This is a genomic window from Pseudomonas sp. RC3H12 (assembly GCF_018596375.1).
GTDB lineage: Bacteria > Pseudomonadota > Gammaproteobacteria > Pseudomonadales > Pseudomonadaceae > Aquipseudomonas.
This window is the reverse complement of the sequence record NZ_CP075595.1, coordinates 3,033,888-3,051,524: the sequence shown is the minus strand read 5'-3', so window position 1 is coordinate 3,051,524 and position 17,637 is coordinate 3,033,888. Positions and strand designations below refer to the sequence as shown.

The following is a 17,637-nucleotide window of genomic DNA, read 5'->3' as shown; positions in this document are numbered from 1 at the left end:
TATCCTGTCCTGACCCGTGAACGCCCAAGGAGAGCTGAATGAGCAAGGTCATCGTCGAGTCGTTGGTCTATCACCTGTCAGGCAAGGCTTACGAAAGCCGCCTGGTCTACGCCCCGGGCGCGCTGCCGCAGCCGGGCCTGGTGATGGCGCCGAACTGGATGGGTATCGGCGAGGGCGCCGAACGTATCGCCAAGGAAGTGGCCGAGCAAGGCTATGTGGTGCTGATTGCCGACTTGTATGGCCAGTCGGTGCGGCCGTCCAATGCTGACGAAGCCGGTACGGCGATGATGCCGCTGAAGAACGACCGCGCCGAACTGCGCAAGCGCATGCAGGAAGCGCTGGCGCAGTTGGTGGGGCAATCGAAGGCTTTGTTGGAGCCTGGCAAGGTGGCCACCTTCGGCTTCTGCTTCGGCGGCTGCTGTGCCCTGGAGCTTGCCCGCACCGGCGCCGATCTGAAGGCAGCGGTGTCGTTCCACGGCACGCTGGATACTCCGAACCCCGAGGATGCCAAGCGCATCAAGGGTTCGGTGCTGGTGCTGCATGGTGCCTCCGATCCACTGGTGCCACGGGAGCAGTTGCCAGCCTTCGAAGAAGAGATGAATGCTGCCAAGGTTGACTGGCAGTTGCTCAGCTATGGCGGAGCAGTGCACTCGTTCACCGACTCGAACGCCAATGTGCCGGGCAAGATGCAGTATGACCGACGCACCTCGGAGCGGGCCTTCCGCTCGATGCATAACTTGCTCAAGGAAGTGTTCGCAGGCTGAAAGTTCAGGGGGCTGCCGCAAAGCGGCCCCCGTCAGCGCGGCAGTTCGATCCGCCCGTTTTCTCCCGCCACTGCCGGCCAATCCCCTGCTGCCCAGCGCGCCCGTGCCGCCTCTATCAATTCCGGGTCACTGGCCACGAAGTTCCAGTTCATCCGCCGCGGCCCATCCAGCGGCGCGCCGCCGATCAGCACCAGCTGGCTCGCTTCCTCGGCATACAGCACCACCTCTTCGCCCTCGGGCAGCACGATCAGGCTGCATGGCTCGACTTCCTCGTCATCCAGCATCAACTCGCCTTCGAGCAGATACAGTGCGCGCTGTGCGTGTTCCGTCGGCACGATCAGGGTGGTGGCCGCCTGCATGTGCACATGAGCGTAGAGCGTGGGGGAGAGCACCGGTACCGGTGAGGCCAGGCAGAAACCTGTGCCGGCGATCATGCGGATCCGCACGCCGAGGCTGTCACTGGCCGGCAGGCTGTCGGCCGGATGATGGCTGTAGCTTGCCGGGCCCTGCTCATCGGACTTCGGCGAGGCCAGCCAGACCTGCAGCCCATGCAGGCGCGAGCCGCGCTCGAACACCTCGGCCGGCGTGCGCTCGACATGCGCCACGCCCGCTCCGGCGGTCATCCAGCTGACGTCTCCCGGGCGCACGCGCTGGTCCGAGCCGAGGCTGTCCTTGTGCTGGATTTCACCCTCGATCAGGTAGGTGAGGGTGGAAAGGCCAATATGCGGGTGCTGGCGAATGTCCATGCCATGACCCGGTGCATAGTCGGTTTCCAACATATGGTCGAAGAACACGAAAGGCCCTACGCTGCGGCACTGCGCCGAGGGCAGCGGACGCAGGATCGGCTGGCCCTCGACCGATTCGGCGCGTGGGCGGATGACCAGGGGGCTGCTCATGGCGACACTCCTTGAGGGATGCCTGCAAGCATAGCGTTTTGCCGTCCGTGGCTGAACCGTCGCGCGCGCTGCCCGGTCTACTCTTGCGGTACTGGCAAAGGAGCCTGAGATGATTGCCCGCACATTGGCCTGCCTGCTGTTGAGCGCAAGCCTGCTCGACACTGCGCAAGCCCGCGACTACCGCTACAGCGACGCCCATCTGCACTACGTGGATTTCTTCCAGGAAACCGAGGGCATGCCGGCTTTGCTCAAGGCCATGGACGAGGCCGGGGTGGAACAGTCGATGATCTCCGGCATTCCGGTGGCGAAGAAATGGCACGAGGACGAGCCCAAGCGTCCGCGCTACTACGCAGGCGATGATGCCGATGCCTACTGGTACAGCGCCACCGACCTGTACGTCGCCGCCGCGCTGGAGAAACTGCCTGCCGAGCAGCGCAGGCGCTTTCATCCGTTCCTTACCGGCTTCAACCCGGTGGACAAGAATGCGGTCAACCATATCGAGCGCATGCTCGAGCTTTATCCGGGGCTGTGGCAGGGCATCGGCGAGGTGTTCACCCGTCATGACGATCTCACCGCCCTGACCAGCGGCGATACGCCGCGGGCCAACAACGAGGCCATGACCCGTGTCTACCACCTCGCGGCCGAGCGCGACCTCCCTGTGCTGCTGCATTCGAACATCACCTCCAAGCGCGAGCGCAACCCGCTGTACCTGGCGGAAATCGAAGAACCGTTGCGCAACCATCCGCATACCCGCTTCATCTGGGCTCATGCTGGCAGCAGCATGGAGATTCACCGGCATCAGGAACGCATGGACTTTCTCCTGCCGGTGCTCACACGATTGCTAGAGGATTATCCCAACCTATACGTGGACCTGTCCTGGAGCGTGCTCGAGCCCTACCTGCTGGATGAGCAGGGCGTGCCACGCAAGGCCTGGGTCGAGTTGGTCCAACGCTTTCCCGAGCGCTTCATGCTCGGTTCCGATGTGGTGGGGCGCTTCGGCAGCATCGGCGAACAGATGCACGCTTTCGATCCCTTCCTCGATGCGTTGCCAGAAGCGGTGGCAGAGCGGGTGAGCCGCAGGAATTTTGTCGATTTGCTGCCAAAAAGCGCGAAATAACGAGTTTCATGCGCAGATAGCGATTTGATATCGCCTTTTCGTCTTACGCAATTTCCAGGCGGCCCGATACCTTTTTTAAGCAACGGAATATCACGCTTGGGAGGGATCCTGGAAATGAGCCTGAGACGCTTGAATATCGCGCCGCGCGCCGGCCTTGGCTTTGGCATCATGGCGCTGCTGGTAGTGGCGCTGGGCGGCTTCGCGCTGCAACAGATGACCAACATGCGCCAGCAGTCCGAGCAGGTCGACAACAACTGGTTGCCGAGCGTGATCTCGGTGGGCCGTATGACCCAGGACATGCTGCGCATCCGCGCCCTGACGCTGCGCCTGCTGGTCAACACCGACCCGGCCGCCCAGCAGCAGAACCGTGCCCGCATCGACGAGGTCAAGGGTGGCCTGAGCAAGGCTCAGAGTCACTACGATGCCTTGATCGTGCTTCCTGAGGAGCGAACGTTGTTCGACCGCTACCAGGGCCTCGAGCGTCAATACATGACCTTGCAGGGGCAGGTGGTGCAACTGGCAACCGATGGGCATGTCCAGGCAGCGGCGGCGCTGGTCAACGGTGAGATGAACCAGTTGGCCGACCAGATGACGGCGACCCTCAACGAGCTGATCGAACTGAACAATCATCAGGCCAACTCAGCCACCGACCTGGCCGAGGCCGTGTACAACGGCGCGAAGGTATGGGTCGGCGTGTTGCTGGTGATCGCCCTGAGCCTCACCGTGGTGCTCGCCCTGGCCTTGACCCGTAGCATCGTGCGGCCGCTCGGCCAGTCGCTGAAGGTCGCCGAGACGGTTGCCACCGGCGACCTGACCCCGCAGATCACCGTGCAGGGGGATGACGAGCCGGCGCGCCTGCTGGCGGCGCTCAAGAGTATGCAACTGAGCTTGCGCGAGACCATCGGGCGGATCTCCGACTCGGCCAGCCAGCTGGCTTCGGCCTCCGAAGAGCTGAGTGCGGTCACTGAGGATGCCACCCGTGGCCTGCAGCAACAGAGCATGGAAATCGAGCAGGCCGCTACGGCGGTCAATCAGATGACGGCGGCGGTGGAGGAGGTGGCGAGCAACGCGGTGGCCACCTCCGAGGCCTCGCGCGAGTCCGACCAGATCGCTCGGCGCGGGCGCGAACAGGTGCGAGCCACGGTTACCGCCATCGAGGCGTTGGCCACTGGCGTGGCAGGCAATGCCGAGGAGGTCGGACAATTGGCCCAGCAGGTACACGACATCAGCAAGGTGCTGGATGTGATCGGCTCGATCGCCGAGCAGACCAACCTGCTGGCGCTCAACGCGGCCATCGAGGCGGCGCGGGCCGGCGAGGCCGGGCGCGGGTTCGCCGTGGTCGCCGACGAGGTGCGGGCGCTTGCCCACCGTACGCAGAGTTCGACCCAGGAGATCGAGCAGATGATCGTGGCCATCCGCAGCGGTGCCGAGCGGGCCGTGCAGGGCATGCAGCATAGCGATGCCCAGGCCCGTTCGACCCTCGACGGTGCCCATGCCGCAGGCCAGGCGCTGGAGGCGATCGCCGCGGCCATCGGCCAGATCAACGAGCGCAACCTGGTGATCGCCAGTGCCTCGGAGCAGCAGGCCCAGGTGGCGCGCGAGGTGGACCGCAACCTGACCACCATCCGCGACCTGGCGCATCAGTCGTCGGCGGGGGCCGAGGAGACGTCTGCAGCGAGCCAGGCCCTGTCGCGGCTGGCGGTGGACCTCAATACCCTGGTGCAGCGCTTCTCGGTGTAAGCCCCCCCCGCGGGGCACAAACAAAAACGCCCCGACCTAAGTCGGGGCGTTCTCGTTCAGCGTGTCAGCCGATCACTTGCCTTCCCAGCGCTTGAGCACCAGGGTGGCGTTGGTGCCGCCGAAGCCGAAGCTGTTGCTCATCACGGTGGTGAGCTTGGCGTCTTCGGTCTTGCGCACGATCGGCAGGTCCGCGACTTCCGGATCCAGCTCGTCGATGTTGGCCGAGCCGGCGATGAAGTTGTTTTCCATCATCAGCAGGCAGTAGATCGCCTCGTGCACGCCTGCGGCGCCCAGCGAGTGACCGGACAGGCTCTTGGTCGAGCTGATCTTCGGTGCCTTGTCGCCGAACACTTCACGCACACCCTTCATCTCGGCGACGTCGCCGACCGGGGTAGAGGTGCCGTGGGTGTTCAGGTAGTCGATCGGGGTGTCGACGGTGGACAGTGCCTGCTGCATGCAGCGGATTGCGCCTTCGCCGCTTGGGGCGACCATGTCGTAGCCGTCCGAAGTTGCGCCGTAGCCGACGATCTCGGCGTAGATCTTGGCGCCACGGGCCAGGGCGTGCTCAAGTTCTTCGACCACGACCATGCCGCCGCCGCCGGCGATGACGAAACCGTCACGGTCGGCGTCGTAGGCGCGCGAGGCCAGCTCGGGGGTTTCGTTGCGCTTGGTCGACAAGGCACCCATGGCATCGAACAGGAACGACTGGCTCCAGTGCTCCTCTTCACCGCCGCCGGCGAAGACGATGTCCTGCTTGCCCCACTGGATCTGCTCCATGGCGGTGCCGATGCAGTGTGCGGAGGTGGCGCAGGCCGACGAGATCGAGTAGTTGATGCCCTTGATCTTGAACGGGGTGGCCAGGCACGCCGACACGGTGCTGCCCATGGTGCGGGTGACGCGGTAGGGGCCGACGCGCTTGACGCCTTTTTCGCGCAGGGTGTCCAGGGCTTCCATCTGGTTCAGGGTGGAAGCGCCGCCGGAGCCGGCAACCAGGCCGGTGCGCGGGCTGGAGATCTGCTCTTCGCTCAGGCCGGAATCCTTGATCGCGTCCTGCATCGCCAGGTAGGCGTAGGCCGCGGCATGGCCGACGAAGCGGTAGACCTTGCGGTCGATCAGCTCTTCGAGGTTCAGGTCGATGGAACCGGAAACCTGGCTACGCAGCCCCATTTCCTTATATTCCGGGTTGTAACGGATACCCGGACGGCTGTTGCGCAGGTTTTCGGTGACGGTCTCTTTGTCATTGCCCAGGCACGAAACGATGCCCAGACCAGTGATAACGACGCGGCGCATGCGAATAACCCTTAGAAATTGTCAGTGGAGGTGAACACGCCGACCCGCAGGCCTTCGGCGGTGTAGATCTCGCGCCCGTCGACGCTGACCGAGCCATCGGCGATGGCCATGTTCAGCTTGCCCTTGAGGACGCGCTTGATGTGAATGTTGTAGGTGACTTTCTTGGCGGTGGGTAGTACCTGGCCGAAGAATTTCACTTCGCCCGAACCCAGCGCACGGCCACGGCCAGGCAGGCCCTGCCAACCGAGGAAGAAGCCGACCAGTTGCCACATGGCATCGAGGCCCAGGCAGCCTGGCATCACCGGGTCGCCTTCGAAGTGGCAGGCGAAGAACCACAGGTCCGGATTGATATCCAGCTCGGCGACCAATTCACCTTTGCCGAACTTGCCGCCTTCCTCGCTGATATGAGTGATGCGATCGACCATCAGCATGTTCGGGGCGGGCAGTTGCGCATTACCGGGGCCGAACAGCTCACCGCGACTGCAGCGCAGCAGGTCTTCCCGAGTAAAGGCGTGTTGTTTGGTCATGCGAGCTCCTCAATAACCCCCTGCGGCAGGGGACGAATCTTCCCGGCCGGCCCGAAGCGCGTTGCATTCGAGGCGGCAGCCTACAGGTAGACTATTGCGTTGTGGTGAAAGTCACAGCGCACCTGGCAAAAGAAGTACAGGTGTGCACTGAAATGTTATTTTCCGGCCCTGGGGCGGTCCTGTCCAGTCTTTAAGACTGCCGCACTTTAGCATTTATCGCCAGTCGCAACTGCCTGACCGGGCAACCAGCGGCGCAGGATGCGCTGCAGGTCGGTACGTTTGAACGGCTTGCTCAGGTAATCGTTCATTCCGGCGGCCAGGCAGCGTTCGCGGTCGCCCTGCAGCGCGCTGGCGGTCAGGGCGATGATTGGCAGTCCTTCGCCGTGGGGCAGCAGGCGGATGCGACGGGTAGCCTCGTATCCGTCCACCTGGGGCAGGCGGCAATCCATCAGCACCGCGGCGAACCGTTGCTGGTCGACCAGATCGATCGCCTGGGCGCCGTCCATGGCCAGGCTGACCTCAAAGCCCAGGCTGCGCAGCATGGCCTCGATGACGCTCTGGTTGACCGGGTTGTCCTCCACCAGCAGGATCCGCCCGCCGCCTGCAGCCGCAGGGCTCTGCGCTGGCGCGGCCCCGGTCAGGGCGTTGGCGGCGCCAGCCAGTGCCAGCGGCATTTCCAGGGTGAAGGTCGAGCCCAGCCCTTCACGGCTTTCGCCGCGCAGCTGGCCACCCATGCGTTCGGCCAGGGTGCGGGCGATCGACAGACCCAGGCCGGTGCCGCCGTAGCGGCGGGAGATGGTGTTGTCGGCCTGCTGGAAGGCCACGAACATCATCTCCAGGCGGTTGCTGTCGATGCCGATGCCGGTGTCGCGCACGGTGCAGGTCAGCCAGATCAACTGGCGGTCGAGCACTTGCCAGCGCGCCTCGATCGCCACTTCGCCACGCTCGGTGAATTTCAGCGCGTTGCCCACCAGGTTGAGCAGGATCTGGCGGATCCGCGTCGGGTCGCCCACCACCAGCAGTTGGTTCATGCCGGGGGCCAGTTGCAGGCGAAGGTCGAGGTTGCGCTGCTGGGCGGTGTGCAGGAATGACTGCACGCTGCTGGTGATCAGGTCGCCGAGGTTGAAATCGATGTGCTCAAGCTCGAGGGTGGTGCGTTCGATCCGCGAGAAATCGAGGATGTCGTTGATCACCTTGAGCAGGTGCCCTGTGGATTCGCTGGCCACCGCGGTGTATTCGGCCTGCTCGCCGGTCAGTTCGGTGGTTTCCAGCAACTGCAGCATGCCCAGCACACCGTTCATGGGGGTGCGCAGCTCGTGGCTCATCATCGCCAGGAAGTCCGACTTGGCGCGGTTGGCCTGCTCGGCCTCTTCGCGAGCCTGGATCAGTTGGCCCATGGCCTGTTGTTGTTCATGAGCGGCCTGGTCGAGAGCGCTGGCCAGGTTGTTGATGTGCTGGGCCAGGTGGCCCAGCTCGCTGTCGTCGACCACCGGCAGGGGCGCGTTGAAGTCGCCCTGCTGGATGGCGCGGACCGCATGGCCCATTTCGCTGATCGGCCTGGAGAGGCTGGTGGCCAGGCGCCGGGCGAGCAGGAAAGTGAAGAGCAGGGCGAACAATGCGAGGATTGCGGCCTTGATCACGATCTCCTGTTGGCGCTGGCTGAAGGCATCGTCGGACATGCCGACGATCACCCGCCCCAGGTAGTCGTCGCCGATGTTTGGCGGCGGGGTCTTGCCTTGCAGGAAGTCGTTGTCCAGGCGGATCTGCTGCAGGCGGATCGGTGCCTGGAACACCTCGACCCGCTGGGCGCGGCTGAGGCTTTCATCGGGCTGCTCGACGTACACCAGGATATGGTTGCGGCTGTCCTGCACCTCGAGAAAGCGCACGTGGGGAATGCTCAAGGTGGCGCGCATCAGGCTCTCGAGCACCTCGTTGTTGCCCGAGATCACCCCGTACTCGGACGCCGGTGCCAGCTGGTTGGCGATCAGTTGCCCGGTGTGGTTAAGCTCCTGGCGCAAGTCCTGGATGCGTACGAAGGTAAAGAAGCTGATCAGCAGCAGGGTCAGCAACAGGGCGGGGCCCAGGCTGATGATCTGGGTGCGGGTGTGGATGTCCCAGCTCAGGCGCTTGCTCATGGGGTGGGGGCTCCTTCGGCAAGGGCCAGGGCGGCGGCGTCCGGGTCGATCGCTTCCAGGCCCAGGGCGCGGGCCACTTGCTGGTTGCCGCTGACACCAAAGTGCGTGGGGTAGAGGCTGCGCGGCCAGCGCGCCGGTGGCTGGTCGAGCAACTGCTCGAGCACCGCCAGCCAATCGTCCTGGTCGCTGTAGGTGCTGGCCAGGGCGCCGGCGCGGACGAAGCCGACGTTCGGGCCGATCAGCGCCATCTGCCGGCCATAGCTGCTGAGCAGCACGTTCTTGGCCGACTTGGAGTTGTACAGCTCGGGGTCGTCCAGCCCCAGCAGCACATCACTGTTGTTCAGCAACTGCTGCAAGGGGCGGCTGTCGCGCACGTCGGGCCAGTCCTGGGCGACGATCTCCAGGCCCAGCGGGCGGGCTGCCTGGCGCAGCTCGTCGAGCAGGAAGCGGCTGTGTTCGCCATACAGCACGCCGATGCGCCGCGCCTGCGGTAGCAGGTAGCGGGCCAGGCGCAGTTGCCGGGCCAGGGGCGGGTCGCTCCACAGCAAGGTGAGGTAGGCGGGGCGCGACACGCCCAGGCGTTGTTCGGCCTGGACCCGGCTGATGCGCAGCGCCAGTGCCGATGGCCCGGTTGCCTCCGTCAGGCGCCATTCCAGGGCCGGGATGTCGAGCAGCACCAGGCGGGTGTCGGCCTTGAGCTTGCCCGGACCAGGTAACTGTTCGACGGTCTGGAACCGTACCTGGTCGTGGGGCCTGCGCTTTTCCAGGGCTGCGACGAAGCTGCGGATGCCGGGCTGGTCTTCGCCGCCGACCAGCAGGATCTCGCTGGCCGACAGCGATCCCAAGGGCCACAGGCACAACAGCAGCAGGCGCAGCAGGCGCACCATCAGAACTCCAGCTCCGCGCTGACGCTCAGGCGGTGGCGGCTGTCATAGCGGTTCTGCTCGAGGGTGACCGGTTCGTCATCCAGGCGCTGCTGCCACAGCGCGGCCAGTTCCAGGTTGCTGCCGTGGATCTTGAAGCGCTTGGCCACGCGCAGGTCGACCCGCTCGTAGCGGTACTGGTTGAGGGCATCGTCGCCGTAATAGAAGAGGGCGCTGGACCAGCCCTCGCCCCAGTCGCGCAACCAGCCGGCCGAGCCGCTGTTGCGCGCACTCAGGCGGCGATCGGCCGGGTTGCTGGCCCAGGCGTCGACATAGGCATAGGTTAGACGCAGGCGGTCGCGCTGGGTGGCGCGCCAGTCGAACTGCGCCTCGCTGCCGCTGAAACGGGCCTTGTTGGCGTTGCTGGCGATGAACTGGTTGTTCTTCAACGGCTCGCTGATCATGCCGGTGATTTCGTCGTAGAACAGTTTCACGTCGACGTTCAGGTCGATGTCGCTGAAGGCGCCGTTGTAGCCGAGTTCTCGCGAACGCATGCGTTCCTGGTCGAGGTTGCCGGGGCCGCGGGTCTTGACGAAATATTCGCCGTTCTGCAGCCCGTACAGATTGGGCGAGAGGTTCTTGACCGTGTAGCTCCAGTTGACATTGTTCTCGAACATGTCCGGCGAGCGAATGGCCTCGGAATACACCGCGCGCAAACCATGGCGAGGGGTGATCAGGTAGTTCACCGCCACACGCGGGGTCAGCGAGTTGCCCGACAGCTGCGAGTGTTCGTACATGGCGCCGCCCTGGAGGATCCAGTGCTCGTCGGCGCGCCATTCGAGCTGGCCGAACAGGCGCCAGGTCTGGTCGTCGATGCTGCCGTTGAAATAGGTCTGCGAATCGGCGCGGTCGTAGCGGTAGTTCATGCCGCTGACCAGGCGCAGGCTGTCGGTGAGGCTCAGGGTGTCCTGGATTTCCAGGTCATAGCGGGTTTCGCGGGTGCTCTGGTCGACGTCGCCGCAGATCGTGTTGCGGCCACCGCTGGCCCACTGGTTCTGCACCTGGCCCATCAGCGAGCCGAGCACGGGATCGCTGGTGCTGGGCAGGTTGCCGGTGTACAGGTTGCGCGCGACCTTCTCGGCGAAGTTCGGGTCGAGCTGCCACAGGCGTGTCAGTTCGGGGCTGAAAGCAATTGCCGCATCGCAGGCGCGCCACACCTGCTGGCGGTCGAAATGCTGCGCCGAGCCCTGCACATACAGGCTGTGCTCGGGGTTGAGGTCGAGGTTCCAGCGCACGGAGCCGGCGTAGTCCTTGGCGTTGACATCGGCGTTGTCGCCAGCGCGGTAGTTGCCGAACACCGGCTGGTAGGTGTAGGGGCGCTGGTTGCTGCCTTCCTTGGCCGCCAGTTGCCATTCCAGGGTCTGGTCAGGCGCCAGGGTATGCACGGCATTGATGTTGATGCGATTGGCGCGGCGGCTGTCGCGGTAGTCGCGGCCGAACTGGTCCTGGTCGAAGCCGTCGTCCTGCTGGCCGGAGAGCGACAGGCGCAGGTCGCCGCTGTCCCAGCCGAAGCCCTGGCTTGCGTAGTAATCGTTGATGCCGTCCTGGCCGCGGGTCAGCTTGACCCGCGTGCCGTGGCTGTCGGCCGGGTTGCGGGTGAGGATGTTGACCACCGCCATCAGCGCGTTGGCGCCGTAGCTGACGGTGTTCGGGCCGCGGAACACCTCGATGCGCTCGATATCCTCGATGGCCACGGGGATGTCGCTCCAGTCCACCGTGGCCAGGCCGGCGCGGTACACCGAGCGGCCATCGATCAGCACCTGCATGCGCCGGGCGTCGCTGACGTTGCTGCCGTGGTAGTTGACCGTCGGCTGGTTGCCGGCGCCGTAGCCGATCATCATGCCCGGTACCAGGCGCAGCAGCTCGGGGATGTCGCGGGCACCGCTGGCACGGATCAGCTCGTTGTCGAGCACGGTCATGCTGCCCGGAACCGCCGCCGGGGATTGTTTCAGGCGCGTGGCGGTCAGAACCTGCGGCAGATCCTGATTGTCGATGAACAGGTCATCGGCCACGGCCGGGCCGCCGAGCAGGGCAGTCAGCAACAGCAGGCGGGGGTACGGGGGCGTGCCAGGGAACACGAAACGGCCTTGTTTCAGAAATGAATCAGGCATGTTAACCGACCGTGCGGCTTTTGCCAGTGACCGCGACACCATGACAGGCCCGCCCTGCGAATGGGCGGGTACTGCCACTGGCTCTGGCGCATGCGCGCCGTATAATGCGCACGTCGCCACTTACTTTATTGGTTAACGGATTGGATATGACTGAACAGCAACCTGTTGCAGTTCTTGGAGGCGGCAGCTTCGGCACCGCCGTGGCGAACCTCTTGGCACAGAACGGCCATCCGGTGCGGCAGTGGATGCGCGACCCGGCGCAAGCCGAGGCAATGCGCGTCGACCGCGAGAATCCGCGTTACCTCAAGGGCATCCGCCTGCATGACGGCGTCGAACCGGTCAACGACTTGCTCGCCACCCTGCAGGGCAGCGCGTTGATCTTCGTCGCCTTGCCCTCCAGCGCCTTGCGCAGCGTGCTGGCGCCCCACGCCGAATTGTTGCGTGGCAAGGGCCTGGTCAGCCTGACCAAGGGCATCGAGGCGAACACCTTCAAGCTGATGAGCCAGATCCTCGAAGAGATCGCCCCCCAGGCACGCATCGGCGTGCTGTCAGGCCCCAACCTGGCCCGCGAGATTGCCGAGCATGCGTTGACCGCCACCGTGGTCGCCAGCGAGGACGAAGCGCTGTGCCAGCAGGTGCAGGCCGTGCTGCATGGCCGCACGTTCCGTGTCTACGCCAGCAGCGATCGCTTCGGCGTCGAACTGGGCGGCGCGTTGAAGAACGTCTACGCCATCATCGCCGGCATGGCCGTGGCCCTGGGGATGGGCGAGAACACCAAGAGCATGCTGATTACCCGGGCCCTGGCCGAGATGACCCGCTTCGCCGTGAGCCAGGGCGCCAACCCCATGACCTTCCTCGGCCTGGCCGGGGTTGGCGACCTGATCGTCACCTGTTCCTCGCCCAAGAGCCGCAACTACCAGGTCGGCCATGCGCTAGGCCAGGGCCTGAGCCTCGAGCAGGCGGTCAGCCGCCTGGGCGAGGTGGCCGAAGGCGTCAACACCCTCAAGGTGCTCAAGGCCAAGGCCCAGGAAGTGGGCGTATACATGCCGCTGGTGGCGGGGCTGCACGCGATCCTGTTCGAAGGCCGCACGCTCAACCAGGTGATCGAGCACCTGATGCGCGCCGAGCCGAAGACCGATGTCGATTTCATTTCCACCAGCGGTTTCAACTGAGGGAGAAACGTATGAACGATACCCCGGAGCGCGCCCAGCGCGAGTCGATCATCCTGCGCGTGCTGTGGATGCTGGTGTTCCTGGTGGCCTGGCAACTGGCCGAGCTGCTGCTTGGCGGCCTGGTGCTGGTGCAACTGATCTACCGCCTGATCTACGGCGCGCCCAGCGCCAGCCTGATGAACTTCGGTGACAGCCTGAGCCAGTACCTGGCACAGATCGGCCGTTTCGGCACTTTCCATAGCGACCAGAAACCCTGGCCGTTCGCCGACTGGCCGACCCCGCGCACCCCGGAAGGCGAAGCGCCCCACGCCGTCGCCCCGGCGCCACACCCGGTGCGTGACGAGGAGCCCAAGCTGTGAAGCTCTGGGTGCTGCGTCACGGCGAGGCCGAGCCAAGGGCCAACAGCGACGCCGAGCGGCGCCTGACAGCGCACGGTCGCGAGCAGGTGCTGCGCAGTGCCGCGCACCTGTTGGGCCAGCCGTTGCAGGCAATCATCGCCAGCCCCTATGTGCGTGCCCAGCAGACCGCCGCCCTGGTGCACGGCGCCCTCGGTTTTTCTGAGCCGGTGTGTACCGTGCCGTGGCTGACGCCAGAGAGCGACGTGCAGCAGGTGATCGGCGAGATCGAGCGCCTGGGGCTCGAGCATGTCCTGCTGGTCAGCCACCAACCCCTGGTGGGCAACCTGGTTGGTCAGCTTGAGCACGGCCATGGCCAGCAACCTGCACCGTTGAGCACGGCCAGCTTGGCCGAGCTGGAGGGCGACTGGCCACTGGCCGGCCTGATGACCCTGCGCAGCCTCAACCACGCTGGCTGACACCTGGCAACTGGCATTTATGCCAGTTGCCGTTCGGGTGGTGCGGGCCTTAGCGTGGCGGCGTGCATGATCGCAACGCCGCGCAAGGAATCATGGATGAGCAGGCAACGCCTGGAGCTGGTGCGCTCCGTCAATCCCCAGAGCGTGATCGACAAGCTGGACAGCCCCGCTGCGCTGGACTTCGCCGAGTACTGCCTGTTGCGCGACTGTGCCGATGCCAAGCTTGACCAGCTGCTGCGCCGCTTCGAAGGCCAGTACGAGCTCGAGCAACTGCGCCAGTCCGGCATCCGCATGGCGCACCTGCTGCAATCCAGTTGCCTGGCGCTGCGCCGGCTGGTGGAAACCCAGCAGGACTGCCAGCTGGCCCGCGAAGCCCTCGAGTGGCAACTGGCCTACATGCGTGCCTGCCTGCACCGTTCGATGGCCAGCTTCTAGTCGCGATGACCTGATCGTCACTGGCGATGACCGTTCAGGACGTTGCCGCCAGCCGATCGCTTGCCGACAATGGGCCATCCATCCCCGTGCAGAGCAGGCGGCCATGTCGCAGCAGATCTTCTTCGCCCACGCCAACGGCTTCCCTTCGGCCACCTACGGCAAGCTGTTTGCCGCGCTGGCGCCGGATTACCAGGTGCATCACCTGGAACAGCACGCCCACGATCCGCGCTTTCCGGTCAACGACAACTGGCAGAACCTGGTGGACGAGCTGCTGCATCACCTTGAGCAGCAGGATGCGCCGGTCTGGGGCGTCGGCCACTCCCTCGGCGGCGTGCTGCACCTGCATGCGGCGCTGCGTTGCCCGGAGTTCTACCGCGGGGTGGTGATGCTCGATTCTCCGGTGCTGACCCGCGCCGACGAATGGCTGATCCAGGCCGCCAAGCGCCTGGGCTTCATCGACCGCATCACTCCGGCCGGGCGTACCCTGGGCCGGCGCGAGGCCTTTCCCGACCGCGACAGTGCCCGCCGTTACTTTACCGGCAAGACCCTGTTCCGCCACTTCGACCCGGAGTGCCTGGAAGCCTACCTGGAGCATGGCCTGGCGCAGGACGAGGACGGTCTGCGCCTGCGCTTCGACCCGGCCACCGAAATCAGCATCTACCGCAGCATTCCGCATGTAAGCCCAGCCAGGCCTCGCCAGTTGCAGGTGCCCTTGGCGATGGTGCGTGGCGCCCAGAGCCGGGTGATCCGCAAACACCACGCCCTGGCCGTGCGCGGCATGGCCATGGGCGAGTATCACAGCCTGCCGGGCGGGCACATGTTCCCGCTGGAGCGGCCCACCGACACCGCCAGCCTGATCAAGGGCCTGTTCGAGCGCTGGAGCCAGGCATGAGCGCCCAGGTCGAGGAGATCCGCCTGACACTTGGCCATATCGAGCTGGCCGCGCACCTGTTCGGCCCGGCCGACGGCCTGCCGGTGATCGCCCTGCATGGCTGGCTGGACAACGCCAACAGCTTCGCCCGTCTGGCGCCGCAACTGAAGGGGCTGCGCATCGTCGCCCTGGACCTGGCCGGGCATGGCTACTCCGAGCATCGCCCGGTCGGTGCCGGCTATGCCCTGGCCGACTACGCCCACGACGTGTTGCGGGTTGCCGAGCAACTGGGCTGGGAGCGCTTCGGCCTGCTCGGCCATTCGCTCGGCGCGATCATCTCGGTGCAGTTGGCCGGTGCCTTGCCCGAGCGGGTCAGTCAGCTGGCGTTGATCGACGGGGTGATCCCACCGACGCTCAGCGAACAGGACGCTGCCGAGCGCCTGGGGCTGGCCTTGCAGGCGCAGCTGCGCCTGGAGGGCAAGCGCAAGTCGGTGTACCCGACCCTGGAGGAGGGCGTCGAGGCGCGTATGAAGGGCATGGTCGCGGTCAGTCGCGAAGCCGCCGAGCTGCTGGCCCAGCGCGGCCTGATGCCGGTGCCCGGCGGTTACAGCTGGCGCAGCGACAGCCGCCTTACCTTGCCTTCACCAACCCGACTGAACCAGGACCAGGCCATGGCCTTCGTCAAGCGTATCGCCTGCCCGGCCTGCCTGGTGGTGGCCGCCGACGGCATGCTGGCGCGCCACACGGATTTGCTGGAGCAGCTACCCTTCGAGCAGGTGATCCTGCCGGGCGGGCACCATCTGCACCTGAACGACGCCGAGGGCGCGGCCCTTGTCGCAGACTGTTTCAATCGCTTCTTTGGCATTCCTTGACTTGCACCGGACAAGTGTCGAGGCTTGGCGGGTTGAAAGGGAGACAACCATGTACATGCCAGACATCCACGCACCTTGCCCCGCCACCTGCGAGGGCGGTCGATGAGCGCACCTGTTTTCGTTCGCGGCGCCGTCGCCGCCTGCCTCGCCATCGCCAGCCCCTTGCTCTGGGCCGGCAGCCTGCCGGTACCACCCGACGCCAAGGTGGTTGACCAACGCCCGGCAGTGGAGCAGGAGCGTGTCTACCCCATGGGTCCGCTGCGCAAGATCAGCGGCCGGCTACGGGTCGAGGACAAAGTCGAAAGTCGCGGCCAGGTGAGTTCCGTGACCTACGAGCTACCGGTCGAGCGCAGCGCCCGCGAAGCCTTCACCAGCGCCCGCGAGGCGTTGCAGCAGGACGGTGGCTACCCGTTGTTCTGGTGCCAGGGCCGCGATTGCGGCGAGGCCAGCCTGTGGGCCAACGACGTGTTCGCCAACGCCCGCCTCAATGGTGGTGACGAACAGCAGGCATTCATCCTGTTGCGCCGCTCCGCCGAAGAAGCCGACACCCTGGTGGCGCTGTACAGCGTGACGCGCGGCAACCGCCGCGCCTACCTGCATGTCGAGGAGTTCGTCGCCGGCAACCCGCTGGGCGAGCTGCTGCCCACCGCCGCCACGGTGCTGCGCGAACTGCGCGACACCGGCAAGCTCGACTACCCTGACCTGGCCGAGCCCCAGGTCGCCTGGGCGACGCTGCTGGCCCGCAGCCTGAACCTCGACAGCACCCTGCGCGCCAGCCTCAGTGGCAAGGGCGCCGAAGCCTGGCGCGAGCAACTGGTCAAGGCCGGCGTGCGCAGCGCCCGGCTGGAGGTGGGCGATGCTCTGACCGAAGGCCTGCACCTGGAACTGATCCGTTGAGTGAGGGCCACCATGGCCAACAATGACCGCCTGTTGATCCAGATCCTGCTGCTCACCTTGCTGGGCGCCGCGCTGTGGGTGATGGCGCCGTTCATCTCGGCGCTGCTGTGGGGCGCCATCCTGGCCTTCGCCAGCTGGCCGCTGATGCGCCTGTTGACCCGCGTGCTGGGCGGCCGGGAAACCCTTGCCGCAAGTCTGCTGACCACGGTGTGGATCCTGCTGGTGGCCATGCCGCTGGTGTGGCTGGGTTTCAACCTGGCCGACCATGTGCGTGATGCCACCGCGTTCATTCGCGATGTGCAGGTCGATGGCCTGCCGGACGCGCCCGCCTGGGTGGCTGGTATCCCATTCGTGGGCGAGCGCCTGATTGGCTGGTGGGAGTCCTTCGACCAGCAGGGCGCGGCCTTGCTCGCCTCGGCAAAGCCATACCTGGGGCAGGTCGGCAACTGGTTGCTGGCCCGCAGCGCGCAGATCGGCGGCGGGGTGCTCGAGCTGACCCTGAGCCTGGTGTTCGTGTTCTTCTTCTACCGCGACGGGCCACGCCTGGCGGCGTTCGTGCACCGCCTGCTGCAACGGCTGGTGGGCGAGCGCGCCGAGTACTACGTCGACCTGGTCGCCGGCACCGTGCAGCGGGTGGTCAATGGTGTGATCGGTACTGCGGCGGCTCAGGCCCTGCTGGCGCTGATCGGCTTCCTGATCGCCGGCGTGCCGGGGGCCATTGTGCTGGGCCTGGTGACTTTCATGCTCAGCCTGATTCCCATGGGCCCACCACTGGCATGGATACCGGCCACCGCCTGGCTGGTCTGGAAGGGCGACTACGGCATGGCGGTGTTCCTGGGCATCTGGGGCACCTTCATCATCAGCGGCGTGGATAACGTGCTCAAGCCATACCTGATCAGCCGCGGCGGTAACCTGCCGCTGGTCATCGTGCTGCTCGGGGTGTTCGGCGGCCTGATCGCGTTCGGCTTCATCGGGCTGTTCATCGGGCCGACCTTGCTGGCGGTGGGGTACAGCCTGCTGCTGGACTGGAGTCGCAATACCGCGCAGCACACGCCGCAGCGCTGATCTCCATC

The 17,637-nt window shown here is 65.6% G+C and carries 17 protein-coding genes; 11 read left to right on the top strand and 6 right to left on the bottom strand.

Annotated features, from left to right (window positions below; all coding sequences use genetic code 11):
• Positions 1-38 precede the first annotated feature (38 nt).
• The gene (locus tag KHO27_RS13895; RefSeq protein WP_110704447.1) at positions 39-764 is read left to right on the top strand and encodes a dienelactone hydrolase family protein; all 726 of its coding nucleotides are present in this window, start codon (positions 39-41) and stop codon (positions 762-764) included.
• A gap of 32 nt (positions 765-796) precedes the next feature.
• Here KHO27_RS13895 and KHO27_RS13890 read toward each other — a convergent pair whose 3' ends face one another.
• A complete protein-coding gene (locus tag KHO27_RS13890; protein WP_214500382.1) occupies positions 797-1,660 on the bottom strand; it encodes a pirin family protein in 864 nt (287 codons plus the stop codon).
• A gap of 109 nt (positions 1,661-1,769) precedes the next feature.
• Between KHO27_RS13890 and KHO27_RS13885 the strand changes: the two genes are divergently transcribed.
• A complete protein-coding gene (locus tag KHO27_RS13885) occupies positions 1,770-2,777 on the top strand; it encodes an amidohydrolase family protein (protein WP_111533204.1) in 1,008 nt (335 codons plus the stop codon).
• 114 nt (positions 2,778-2,891) lie between these two features.
• Positions 2,892-4,517, top strand: coding sequence for a methyl-accepting chemotaxis protein (locus KHO27_RS13880; RefSeq protein WP_110704441.1), 1,626 nt, complete (start codon positions 2,892-2,894; stop codon positions 4,515-4,517).
• A 72-nt stretch (positions 4,518-4,589) separates the two neighbouring features.
• Here the strand turns inward: KHO27_RS13880 and fabB are convergent, their stop codons facing one another.
• From fabB to KHO27_RS13855, 5 genes are all read right to left on the bottom strand, one after another.
• On the bottom strand, positions 4,590-5,807 hold the full coding sequence (gene fabB, locus KHO27_RS13875; protein ID WP_046854777.1) for a beta-ketoacyl-ACP synthase I: 1,218 nt from the start codon (positions 5,805-5,807) through the stop codon (positions 4,590-4,592).
• An 11-nt stretch (positions 5,808-5,818) separates the two neighbouring features.
• On the bottom strand, positions 5,819-6,334 hold the full coding sequence (fabA, locus tag KHO27_RS13870; RefSeq protein WP_102684717.1) for a 3-hydroxyacyl-[acyl-carrier-protein] dehydratase FabA: 516 nt from the start codon (positions 6,332-6,334) through the stop codon (positions 5,819-5,821).
• 206 nt (positions 6,335-6,540) lie between these two features.
• Positions 6,541-8,469 (bottom strand): response regulator, encoded by a 1,929-nt coding sequence (locus KHO27_RS13865; RefSeq protein WP_214500381.1) that lies wholly within the window; start codon positions 8,467-8,469, stop codon positions 6,541-6,543.
• Entirely contained in the window at positions 8,466-9,356 is an 891-nt protein-coding gene (locus KHO27_RS13860) for an ABC transporter substrate-binding protein (RefSeq protein ID WP_214500380.1), read from the bottom strand. The genes KHO27_RS13865 and KHO27_RS13860 overlap by 4 nt, the downstream gene beginning before the upstream one ends.
• Positions 9,356-11,503 carry a TonB-dependent receptor plug domain-containing protein gene (locus KHO27_RS13855; RefSeq protein WP_178082054.1) on the bottom strand — a complete coding sequence of 716 codons (2,148 nt, stop codon included), beginning with the start codon at positions 11,501-11,503 and terminating at the stop codon, positions 9,356-9,358. The genes KHO27_RS13860 and KHO27_RS13855 overlap by 1 nt, the downstream gene beginning before the upstream one ends.
• A gap of 146 nt (positions 11,504-11,649) precedes the next feature.
• On the opposite strand from KHO27_RS13855, the gene KHO27_RS13850 reads away from it, so the two are divergent.
• The 8 genes from KHO27_RS13850 to KHO27_RS13815 all read left to right on the top strand — a co-directional run bounded on the left by KHO27_RS13850 (position 11,650) and on the right by KHO27_RS13815 (position 17,629).
• Entirely contained in the window at positions 11,650-12,675 is a 1,026-nt protein-coding gene (locus tag KHO27_RS13850; protein ID WP_038706499.1) for an NAD(P)H-dependent glycerol-3-phosphate dehydrogenase, read from the top strand.
• 11 nt (positions 12,676-12,686) lie between these two features.
• On the top strand, positions 12,687-13,034 hold the full coding sequence (locus KHO27_RS13845) for a DUF4389 domain-containing protein (protein WP_038706498.1): 348 nt from the start codon (positions 12,687-12,689) through the stop codon (positions 13,032-13,034).
• Positions 13,031-13,489, top strand: coding sequence for a phosphohistidine phosphatase SixA (gene sixA / locus KHO27_RS13840; protein WP_111533206.1), 459 nt, complete (start codon positions 13,031-13,033; stop codon positions 13,487-13,489). Before KHO27_RS13845 ends, sixA begins: the two co-directional genes overlap by 4 nt.
• A 96-nt stretch (positions 13,490-13,585) precedes the next feature.
• Complete coding sequence (locus KHO27_RS13835) at positions 13,586-13,924, top strand: hypothetical protein (protein WP_102684721.1); 339 nt, start codon at positions 13,586-13,588, stop codon at positions 13,922-13,924.
• A gap of 103 nt (positions 13,925-14,027) precedes the next feature.
• Positions 14,028-14,816, top strand: a complete 789-nt coding sequence (locus KHO27_RS13830) for an alpha/beta fold hydrolase (protein WP_111533207.1) — start codon at positions 14,028-14,030, stop codon at positions 14,814-14,816.
• On the top strand, positions 14,813-15,667 hold the full coding sequence (locus KHO27_RS13825; protein WP_110704429.1) for an alpha/beta hydrolase: 855 nt from the start codon (positions 14,813-14,815) through the stop codon (positions 15,665-15,667). The genes KHO27_RS13830 and KHO27_RS13825 overlap by 4 nt, the downstream gene beginning before the upstream one ends.
• Positions 15,668-15,769: 102 nt before the next feature.
• Positions 15,770-16,564: a DUF4892 domain-containing protein gene (locus KHO27_RS13820; protein ID WP_214500379.1), complete on the top strand. Its 795-nt coding sequence runs from the start codon at positions 15,770-15,772 to the stop codon at positions 16,562-16,564.
• Positions 16,565-16,576: 12 nt separating this feature from the next.
• Entirely contained in the window at positions 16,577-17,629 is a 1,053-nt protein-coding gene (locus KHO27_RS13815; protein WP_111533208.1) for an AI-2E family transporter, read from the top strand.
• Positions 17,630-17,637 lie beyond the last annotated feature (8 nt).

Excerpts from the sequence above, each read along its gene's own strand:
- KHO27_RS13895 (WP_110704447.1), top strand. The coding sequence starts at position 39 with ATGAGCAAGGTCATCGTCGAGTCGTTGGTCTATCACCTGTCAGGCAAG.
- KHO27_RS13890 (WP_214500382.1), bottom strand. The coding sequence starts at position 1,660 with ATGAGCAGCCCCCTGGTCATCCGCCCACGCGCCGAATCGGTCGAGGGC.
- KHO27_RS13885 (WP_111533204.1), top strand. The coding sequence starts at position 1,770 with ATGATTGCCCGCACATTGGCCTGCCTGCTGTTGAGCGCAAGCCTGCTC.
- KHO27_RS13880 (WP_110704441.1), top strand. The coding sequence starts at position 2,892 with ATGAGCCTGAGACGCTTGAATATCGCGCCGCGCGCCGGCCTTGGCTTT.
- fabB (WP_046854777.1), bottom strand. The coding sequence starts at position 5,807 with ATGCGCCGCGTCGTTATCACTGGTCTGGGCATCGTTTCGTGCCTGGGC.
- fabA (WP_102684717.1), bottom strand. The coding sequence starts at position 6,334 with ATGACCAAACAACACGCCTTTACTCGGGAAGACCTGCTGCGCTGCAGT.
- KHO27_RS13865 (WP_214500381.1), bottom strand. The coding sequence starts at position 8,469 with ATGAGCAAGCGCCTGAGCTGGGACATCCACACCCGCACCCAGATCATC.
- KHO27_RS13860 (WP_214500380.1), bottom strand. The coding sequence starts at position 9,356 with ATGGTGCGCCTGCTGCGCCTGCTGCTGTTGTGCCTGTGGCCCTTGGGA.
- KHO27_RS13855 (WP_178082054.1), bottom strand. The coding sequence starts at position 11,503 with ATGCCTGATTCATTTCTGAAACAAGGCCGTTTCGTGTTCCCTGGCACG.
- KHO27_RS13850 (WP_038706499.1), top strand. The coding sequence starts at position 11,650 with ATGACTGAACAGCAACCTGTTGCAGTTCTTGGAGGCGGCAGCTTCGGC.
- KHO27_RS13845 (WP_038706498.1), top strand. The coding sequence starts at position 12,687 with ATGAACGATACCCCGGAGCGCGCCCAGCGCGAGTCGATCATCCTGCGC.
- KHO27_RS13835 (WP_102684721.1), top strand. The coding sequence starts at position 13,586 with ATGAGCAGGCAACGCCTGGAGCTGGTGCGCTCCGTCAATCCCCAGAGC.
- KHO27_RS13830 (WP_111533207.1), top strand. The coding sequence starts at position 14,028 with ATGTCGCAGCAGATCTTCTTCGCCCACGCCAACGGCTTCCCTTCGGCC.
- KHO27_RS13825 (WP_110704429.1), top strand. The coding sequence starts at position 14,813 with ATGAGCGCCCAGGTCGAGGAGATCCGCCTGACACTTGGCCATATCGAG.
- KHO27_RS13820 (WP_214500379.1), top strand. The coding sequence starts at position 15,770 with ATGAGCGCACCTGTTTTCGTTCGCGGCGCCGTCGCCGCCTGCCTCGCC.
- KHO27_RS13815 (WP_111533208.1), top strand. The coding sequence starts at position 16,577 with ATGGCCAACAATGACCGCCTGTTGATCCAGATCCTGCTGCTCACCTTG.